The sequence below is a fragment of the Chryseobacterium sp. genome, assembly GCF_022712095.1.
Taxonomy (GTDB): Bacteria; Bacteroidota; Bacteroidia; order Flavobacteriales; family Weeksellaceae; genus Chryseobacterium.
On the sequence record NZ_JALAHD010000132.1, the window covers coordinates 1 to 9,088 of the forward strand.

General features: G+C 34.3%; 8 protein-coding genes and 1 tRNA gene. 5 read left to right on the top strand and 4 right to left on the bottom strand.

All coding sequences use genetic code 11. From position 1 onward, the window contains the following. The first annotated feature begins 109 nt into the window (after positions 1-109). The 4 genes from Q0A18_RS06645 to Q0A18_RS06660 are packed head-to-tail and all read left to right on the top strand — an operon-like array spanning position 110 to position 5,755. Positions 110-1,993 (top strand): DNA topoisomerase IV subunit B, encoded by a 1,884-nt coding sequence (locus tag Q0A18_RS06645; protein ID WP_292009364.1) that lies wholly within the window; start codon positions 110-112, stop codon positions 1,991-1,993. Between the two features lie 31 nt (positions 1,994-2,024). Next, positions 2,025-2,534, top strand: coding sequence for a hypothetical protein (locus Q0A18_RS06650; protein WP_292009365.1), 510 nt, complete (start codon positions 2,025-2,027; stop codon positions 2,532-2,534). Beyond that, on the top strand, positions 2,509-5,094 hold the full coding sequence (locus tag Q0A18_RS06655; RefSeq protein ID WP_292009366.1) for a DNA gyrase/topoisomerase IV subunit A: 2,586 nt from the start codon (positions 2,509-2,511) through the stop codon (positions 5,092-5,094). The genes Q0A18_RS06650 and Q0A18_RS06655 overlap by 26 nt, the downstream gene beginning before the upstream one ends. 19 nt (positions 5,095-5,113) lie before the next feature. Continuing rightward, positions 5,114-5,755 carry a rhomboid family intramembrane serine protease gene (locus Q0A18_RS06660; RefSeq protein ID WP_292009367.1) on the top strand — a complete coding sequence of 214 codons (642 nt, stop codon included), beginning with the start codon at positions 5,114-5,116 and terminating at the stop codon, positions 5,753-5,755. Between the two features lie 49 nt (positions 5,756-5,804). On the opposite strand, the gene prmC is transcribed toward Q0A18_RS06660, so the two are convergent. From prmC to Q0A18_RS06675, 3 genes are read right to left on the bottom strand one after another with little or no spacing between them, the layout of a single operon-like run. Continuing rightward, positions 5,805-6,656 (bottom strand): peptide chain release factor N(5)-glutamine methyltransferase, encoded by an 852-nt coding sequence (prmC, locus tag Q0A18_RS06665; protein WP_292009368.1) that lies wholly within the window; start codon positions 6,654-6,656, stop codon positions 5,805-5,807. Beyond that, on the bottom strand, positions 6,657-7,415 hold the full coding sequence (gene yaaA, locus Q0A18_RS06670) for a peroxide stress protein YaaA (protein WP_292009369.1): 759 nt from the start codon (positions 7,413-7,415) through the stop codon (positions 6,657-6,659). Positions 7,416-7,456: 41 nt separating this feature from the next. Further along, the gene (locus Q0A18_RS06675) at positions 7,457-8,068 is read right to left on the bottom strand and encodes an L-threonylcarbamoyladenylate synthase (RefSeq protein ID WP_292009370.1); all 612 of its coding nucleotides are present in this window, start codon (positions 8,066-8,068) and stop codon (positions 7,457-7,459) included. Between the two features lie 101 nt (positions 8,069-8,169). Here Q0A18_RS06675 and Q0A18_RS06680 point away from each other — a divergent pair. After that, positions 8,170-8,242: transfer RNA gene (locus Q0A18_RS06680), tRNA-Met, on the top strand. Between the two features lie 122 nt (positions 8,243-8,364). Here the strand turns inward: Q0A18_RS06680 and Q0A18_RS06685 are convergent. Next, entirely contained in the window at positions 8,365-8,916 is a 552-nt protein-coding gene (locus Q0A18_RS06685) for a hypothetical protein (protein WP_292009371.1), read from the bottom strand. Positions 8,917-9,088: the final 172 nt, after the last annotated feature.

Here is a 9,088-nt window from a genome sequence, read left to right on the forward strand (position 1 = left end):
ATTATATATAATAAGTTACAAATCAGTTTGAAATGAAAAAAAGAAATGGGGGGTATTAGGAAAATTTTGTCCAAATTCGTATTTTTGTACTTTTGCTGAAATAAATATAATGTCACAGGAAACAGACCCAATCTATTCGGAGGATAATATCAGGACCCTCGACTGGCAGGAACACATTCGTCTGCGTCCCGGAATGTATATCGGGAAGCTTGGAGATGGTTCTTCTGCTGATGATGGTATTTATATTTTACTTAAAGAGATTCTCGATAACTCTATTGATGAATTCAGGATGAAGTCCGGAAAGAGAATCGAAATAAAACTGGACGATCGTAAAATGATCATCCGGGACTTTGGGCGTGGAATTCCATTAGGAAAAGTGGTGGACGCCGTTTCCAAAATGAATACAGGAGGTAAGTATGACAGTAAAGCTTTTAAAAAATCAGTAGGATTAAATGGTGTAGGTACCAAAGCCGTGAATGCTCTTTCTGATTATTTTCGTGTGAGATCTTTTCGTGACGGAAAAATGAAGCAGGCAGAGTTCTCCCGTGGAATAATTACACATGATAATTCCGAAACAGATACTTCAGACAGGAACGGAACCGAAATATCTTTTATTCCAGATGGTGATATCTTCCTTAACTTTAAATATAGAAAAGAATATATAGAAAGGATGTTGCGTAATTACGCATACCTTAATCCTGGATTAAAGATCATTTTTAACGGGGAAACCTATTATTCTGAGAATGGTCTTAAAGATCTTCTCGAAGAAGAACTTGAAAGTGATATCCTTTATCCGATTGTCCATTTGAAAGATAATGACATAGAAGTGGCCATAACCCATTCTGATAAATCACAGACAGAAACTTATTTCTCATTTGTAAACGGTCAGAATACAACGCAGGGAGGAACTCATTTAAATGCATTCCGTGAAGCATATGTTAAAACGATCCGTGAGTTTTTTAATAAGAACTTTGATGCTTCGGATATTAGAAAATCGATTATAGCAGCTATTTCAATTAATGTTGAAGAACCGGTTTTCGAATCTCAGACCAAAACAAAATTAGGGTCTAACGATATGGGACCTAACGGGCCTACAGTAAGGACCTTTATTATAGATTTCCTGAAAAGTAAACTGGATAATTTTCTCCACAAAAATCAGGAAATAGCAGAGGCTATTCAAAGAAAAATCCTGATCTCGGAAAGGGAAAGGAAAGAACTTTCAGGAATTCAGAAACTGGCCAGAGAGAGAGCTAAGAAAGTTTCTCTTCATAATAAAAAACTTCGTGACTGCCGACAGCATTATAATGATCAAAAAGCAGAAAGAAAAGCAGAAACCCAGATCTTTATTACCGAAGGAGATTCCGCTTCCGGCTCTATTACCAAGTCGAGAGATGTAGAAACACAGGCTGTATTTTCTCTGAAGGGAAAACCGCTTAACTGCTATGGACTTACCAAAAAGGTAGTATATGAAAATGAAGAATTTAATTTGCTTCAGGCTGCTTTAAATATTGAAGAGAGTCTTGAGGATCTAAGATATAATCAGGTAATTATTGCAACTGATGCCGATGTGGACGGAATGCATATTCGTCTTTTGATGATTACATTTTTTCTGCAGTTTTTTCCGGATGTTATTAAAAATGGTCACCTTTATATTCTTCAGACCCCTCTATTCAGAGTGAGAAATAAAAAAGAAACGAGATATTGTTACTCAGAGGCGGAAAGAATAAAAGCCCTGAATGAATTAGGGAAAAATCCTGAAATTACCCGATTTAAGGGACTGGGCGAAATTTCACCGGATGAGTTTAAATATTTTATAGGAAAAGATATACGACTTGAGCCCGTAGTTGTGGGAAGAGATCAGACTATTGATCAGCTTCTCGAATTTTATATGGGTAAAAACACACCAGACAGACAGACTTTTATCCTTGAAAACTTAGTAGTGGAAGATCCGGATATTGATAAAAAGGAAATACTGAGTGAAGTCGCGGATTGAAGATTAAAAAACCAAACACAAAATAAAAGGTATGAGATTAAGTAATCGAAGTAAAATCCCAAAGTATAACTTTGTGAATACGGTGTTATTCATGATGTTAGTAGGAGGAGTTATGGGATTTTTTTTAGAACGCTACAAATTTAATATTTTAGGGATTGAAAGTTACCTGTTAATTATTATTCCTATCATAATTATTGCTGTTTTTTTCTTTCGTGGAAGACAGGTTTTTGAATATGATAGTGATGGAGAAGCGCTCAATTTTAAAAACCGGAATATAGTTCCTTTTGTAGATCAGCCGTTAAGTGATGAATTTCCAAAATATAAGTTGATAAGATATGAGATTGTAAGCATGTTTCTCATTAAGAGATTGTATGTAACCATTTCCAGCAAAAATAATGGTTCTACCATGTTGAAATATGAGATTTCTTATTTAACCAGGATGGAAATTAATGACTTGAGGCTTTCTTTAAATAAAGTAGTTAAAGCAAATAGTGAGAAAAAAGTATTAAGTGTAGATGACAACAGAAGAATACTCGCATGAAGGTGAGAGCTTAAAAAAGGTTTCCGGTCTCTATAAAGACTGGTTTCTTGATTATGCATCTTATGTAATTTTAGATAGAGCAATACCATCGGTATTTGATGGCTTTAAGCCCGTACAAAGAAGGATCATGCATTCGATGCGTGAGCTTGAAGATGGTCGTTATAATAAGGTGGCCAACATCGTTGGAAATACAATGAAGTACCACCCGCACGGTGATGCTTCTATTACAGATGCTATGGTACAGATCGGCCAGAAGGAACTTCTGATCGATACGCAGGGAAACTGGGGTAATGTATACACCGGAGATTCTGCTGCAGCTGCCAGATATATAGAAGCCAGACTGACGCCTTTTGCACTTGAGGTTGTCTTCAATCCTAAAACTACGGAATGGATAAAATCTTATGACGGAAGAAATAATGAGCCTGTAGACTTACCTGTAAAGTTCCCTTTGCTGTTGGCACAGGGAGTGGAAGGTATTGGAGTCGGGCTTTCCACTAAAATACTTCCGCATAACTTTAATGAGCTTATTAATGCTTCTGTAGCTTATCTGAAAGGAAAGAAATTTGAATTATTTCCGGACTTTCTTACTGCCGGTTACCTTGATGTTTCCGAATACAATGACGGACACAGAGGAGGAAAAGTAAGAGCTAGAGCAAGGATTACACAGTCTGATAAGCATACTTTAGTTATTTCGGAACTTCCTTTTTCCAAAACAACCAGCGACTTAATAGATTCCATATTAAAAGCTAACGAAAAAGGGAAGATTAAAATAAAGAAAATAGAGGATAATACCTCCGACAAAGTGGAGATCCTTGTCCACCTTCATAACGATGTTTCTCCTGATAAAACAATTGATGCACTATATGCATTTACAGATTGCCAGGTAACGATTTCTCCCAATGCCTGTGTTATCGTAGGAGATAAACCTATGTTCCTGAATGTTTCAGAGATTTTAAGAAGGAATACTGATCACACGGTATCATTGCTTAAAAAGGAGCTGGAAATAGAACTTCATGAGCTTCAGGAAAGCTGGCATTTTGCCTCATTGGAAAGAATCTTTATTGAAAATAGAATTTACCACGATATAGAAGAAGTTAAAACCTGGGAAGATGTTTTAAAAACTATTGATGAAGGTTTGAAACCTCATACTAAACATCTTTTGAGAGCAGTAACCGAAGAGGATATTTTAAAATTGACGGAGATCAGAATTAAAAGAATTTCAAGATTTGATCTGGATAAATTTAAAGAAAATCTCCTTTCACTTGAAGGAAAAATTGAACAGGTAAAACATCACCTTGAAAACCTGATCACCTATGCAATTGATTATTATCTGAATATTCAGAAGAAGTATGGAAAAGATAAAGAGAGAAAAACGGAACTGAGAATTTTTGATACCATCGATGCTACCAAAGTAGCTGTTGCCAACGAGAAATTCTATGTAAACCGTGAAGAAGGTTTTATCGGAACCTCTTTGAAACGGGATGAATATTTATTTGATTGTTCAGATATAGACGATATTATTACTTTCAGAAAAGATGGAAGTATGAAGGTCGTAAAAGTAGAAGCTAAAACCTTTATAGGAAAGGATATCCTCCATGTAGCAGTTTGGAAGAAAAATGATAAAAGAACAGTGTATAATATGATATACCGTGAAGGTAGAGAAGGTCCGTATTATATGAAGCGTTTTTCTGTAACAGGAGTTACCCGTAATAACGATTATCCTTTGGCTTCTGATAAAAAAGGTTCAGAAATACTGTATTTTTCTGCTAATCCAAATGGAGAAGCTGAAACAGTAACGGTTCTTTTAAAACCAAATGCGAGAATCAGAAAAAATAAAATGGATATTGATTTTTCTGAATTAGCCATTAAAGGACGTGATTCAAAAGGAAATTTAGTTACCAAATATGCCGTTAAAAAAGTGGACCTGAAAGAAGAGGGAGTATCTACTTTAGCGCCCCGAAGAATATGGTTCGATGATACTGTACGAAGGCTGAATGCAGATGGAAGAGGAAGCCTGTTAGGAAGTTTTAAAGGAGATGATAAAATCTTAACGATTAATTCCAACGGAGAAGCTAAACTCATTAGTTTTGATCTCGGAAACCGTTTTGATGATGATTATCTTGTTCTGGAAAAATGGAAACCAGAATTACCTATTACCTGTATCTATTATGATGGAGAGAAAGAAATCTATTTCATTAAAAGATTCTTGCTGGAAAATAATACCAATACACAGAATTTTATGCCTTCCGAACATCCCAAATCATTTATTGAAAGTGTGATTGTGGCAAATGGTTCTACTGCAGAAATTATTTTTGCTAAAGATAAAGGCAAAGAACGAGATCCTGAAACTATCAATATTGATGAATTTATTACGGTAAAAGGAATTAAGGCTATCGGGAATCAGTTTACAAAATTTAAAGTAAAAACAATTAATATCACCATTCCTGAACCTGAAGAAGAAGTGGTAGAACCTTATGAAGAACCTGAAGGAGAGCCAGGGTTGGATGATGAAGGAGGTATTATCGGCGATCTCTTTAATGAAAGGGAAAGCGAAGATTAAATTTTTAAAATAAATAAGTATGAACACTATAGTCTTAGTCATTATAATAGCAACCTGTATTATCAGTTATATGGGAATGAATAATATCGGACTATTTGAAAAGTATAAATTTAACGTTGCTGCAATAGAATCCAGGAAAGAATATTTCAGATTGGTAAGTTCTGCATTTTTACATGCTGATTTTATGCACCTTTTTTTTAATATGCTTTCCCTGTATTTCTTTCAGGGTGTAGTATTCTATTTCTTAGGGAACATTGGTTTTCTGATTATCTATTTCGGATCTATGATTTTAGGGAATTTATTCAGTTTAATGATTTATAAAAATCAACCATGGTATTCTGCTATCGGGGCTTCCGGAGCTGTTTCAGGGATTATCTTTGCCGCAATAGCAATGGCGCCTAAAGAAATCGAAGTAAACTTTTTACCGGGATGGATTTTTGGGACACTATATTTCGGATATTCCGTATATATGATGCTTAATCCAAAACAATGGGATAATTTGGGGCATTCTGCACATTTAGGAGGAGCTTTTTTTGGCTTGGTATATTCGATTGTGATGCATCCGCAGCTTGCTTTAAGTAACTGGTATTTCCTAGGAGTAATGTCCCTTCCTTTAATTTATCTGGCCTATCAGATATTTGTTAAAAAGAAGATCCGATAAAAAGTATAATCACTCTTTATAAAAAACGTTTCATAATTGAAACGTTTTTTTATTTTCTACCATAAATGAAACGATCATTTTCAGATAAATCTTTAATGAGTCGGACCTCGGTAAGTGCATCTGTAAATAACTCCAAAGTTTCCTTTCCTAATTTCTGATTGATTTCCAAAAATAAAAGCCCATTTTTATTAAGGTACTTTTCTATATCCTGTGCTATTTTTTTATAAAAAATCAGGGTATCTGAAGTAGGAGAGAAAAGAGCTATGGTAGGCTCAAAATCTTTTACAGAAAGAGAAATCTCTTCCTCTTCATCAATTCCTATATAAGGAGGATTTGATATGATGATATCATAACTTTCTTTTAATTCTGTATTGAGATAATCCTGATGAATAAGATGAATGTCTACTTTGTGGAAATCTGCATTTTTCCGGGCAACATATAAAGCTTTCTCACAAAGATCCATAGAATGTATTTCAGCACCCGGAAAATATTTCTTCAGGATAATCGGAATAACACCACTTCCACATCCAATATCTAAAATTTTCATTTTGGAACTTCCACATGCAGAATCTTCAATTTCATGGATGGCAAACTCTAAAAGCTCTTCCGTTTCAGGACGAGGGATAAGGACATCTTTGTTAACGAAGAAATCCATTCCGAAAAATTCAGTTTCTCCCAGAATATGTTGGAAAGGCTTTTGAGTCTTGAGTTCAGAGATAATCTCATGGAGTTGTTTTTCATCATCTATCAGGAGTTCCTGATCGGAAAATCTTCTCTGATGGAAAATGTCAAGTCCTGCTACTTTATGAATAAAAATAGAACAGAGAAAAGAACTTTCTGATTCCGTATAAATTTCGCGAAGCGATGTTTTAAAATAAAGTTTAAATTCTGAAATAGTCATTTATCTAGTGAAAACCAATTTTGTGTCTGTAGATTTTTCTTCGTCAATCATATAGCCTTCATAATTGAACGCTTTTACATCGTTTAATGTCTTAGCATTAGTTTCTGCACAAAACCTTACGACAAGTCCTCTTGCGTGTTTGGTATAAACGACAATTGTTTTTAGCTTACCGTCTTTTAATTCATAAAAGTCAAAATCGATTACTTGATGATTCAGTTTTTTTCTGTTGATAACCTTTCCATATTCATTACTGGCAAGATTCAAAAGGATTTCTGTTTTCTTCATTTCTGAATCCATCTGACCGGTAAGTTTTTCTGTCCAGAATTCATATAGGTTTTTATATTGGTCAAATTCAAAATGTCTTCCCATTTCCAGGCGATACAGCATTACCTTGTCTGAAGGTTTAAGTAAACCATATAATCCTGAGAGTATTCTGTAATTTTTTTGCAGATAATCTATTGCGCTTTTATCTAGGGTTTTAGCATCTAATCCCCTATATACTTCACCTGTAAATGCAAATAGTGCGGGGGCAGATTCATTGGATTTAGGATTTGCCTTCCAGTTTTGGTTCCTTTCCCAGTTTTCATCCGCAAGTTTGGGTGATATTTCCATAAGCTCCGAAAGATACTTTGGAGACTTATGCCTAAGAAAAGATTGTATAAAGTCTGCATCATTAATGAATTTCGGAATAGTAGACCTTAATAAACCCGTAGAGTTTTGAATGTTCATTAATTTGGCAGGCGATGTAATAATTTTCATAAAATGTAAAACGTCTTAAAATAAATTGAATTCAACTTTAATTAAAGGACTCCTTTTCCTTGTCGGATTATTTCCGGTTCTCCAGAAGTAAGATCTACTATTGTAGAAGCCACATTATCTCCATACCCGGAATCTATAACAATATCCACAAGATGATCATATTTTTCTGCGATCAGTTCCGGATCTGTAGAGTATTCAATGATTTCGTCCTCATCCTTTATAGAAGTTGACGCTATGGGATGTCCCAGTTTTTCAACAATAAGCTGGGGAATAGGGTGGTCGGGAACACGAATTCCTATCGTTTTATGGTTTTTATAAGCCAGCGGTAGGCTTTTGTTGGCTTCCAGGATAAACGTAAATGATCCTGGAAGATGACTTTTTAGAAACCGGAATACTGAAGTTTCAATAGGTTTTGTAAAATTGGAAAGGTGGCTCAGATCATTACAAATAATAGAAAATTGAGCTTTCTCCAATTTAATTTTTTTGATTTGTGCCAGTTTTTCCATGGCTTTTATGTCAAAAATATTACAACCTAAGGCATATACGGTATCTGAGGGATAAATAATTAATCCGCCACTCTTTAGTGTCTTAATTACCTCATTAATAAGATTTTCCTGAGGGTTTTCCGGATATATTTTTAATATTTTTGCCATAATACAAAGATACGAATTATTCAATAGTTTTCGTAAAACTGCTTTATTTACAAGAAAAATTAGGAGTTTTGAAAAAATGTCGTATATTTGCAATCCAATATCGCGGGATGGAGCAGTAGGTAGCTCGTTGGGCTCATAACCCAAAGGTCATCGGTTCGAGTCCGGTTCCCGCTACTAAAGTAAAAAGAGTAACTAATTAGTTACTCTTTTTTTATTTTGTCATTTTGGAATATTACTGATAAAATGGGAACTGCTTACCTAGATGAGCTCCTATTTTTTATTAATACAGAATATATTTATTCTTCAGTTTCCCCGTCAGTAACTTTTTCCTGGAAATTGGAGGAAGCTTCATTAACTTCATTTTGAGTATTGGCTAATCCTTCATTGATTTCACTTAATAAAGTTACATCTTTATTAGCATCTCCATTATTTTTTCTGATATCAATAAGTTCTACATATTTATTATTTACTATATCTTTATAAGTATCTAGGCTTTTTAGTACTGACTTTTTGAATTCAGATCCAGCTCCGGAAGCTTCGATTTTAGATATTTTATCAATAGTATTGTCCAAATTTTTACTCCATGTAGATCTTATTTCTTCAACCTTTGTGTAATCTTGAGCAATCATAGCCGTATTCATTGCTTTTTGATCCTTTTGAAGTTCATTAATAGCTAACATTATGGTGTTATTAAGTTCCACAGGATCTTTTATAGCAGTAGTAGATGAACTTTCTGTTTTTTCAGTAGCAGCATCCGAATCTGGAGTTGATTTTGAACCGCCCGAGCAGTTGATAAGAGTAAATGAGATAGTAGTAGCCAACGCTAATTTAATAATTGAATCTTTCATTATAGTGTAATTTAAATCACAAAGATATTGTATTTCTACAAATAGTGATTAATTTTTATTTCTGGCTTTACATGATTATTTTCAGGTGAAAAGTCTCAGATTGGGTATTGATAGAATATCTATTTTACTTTTATAAAGTTATTATTATTCGGATTTTAGGAATATGTATAGA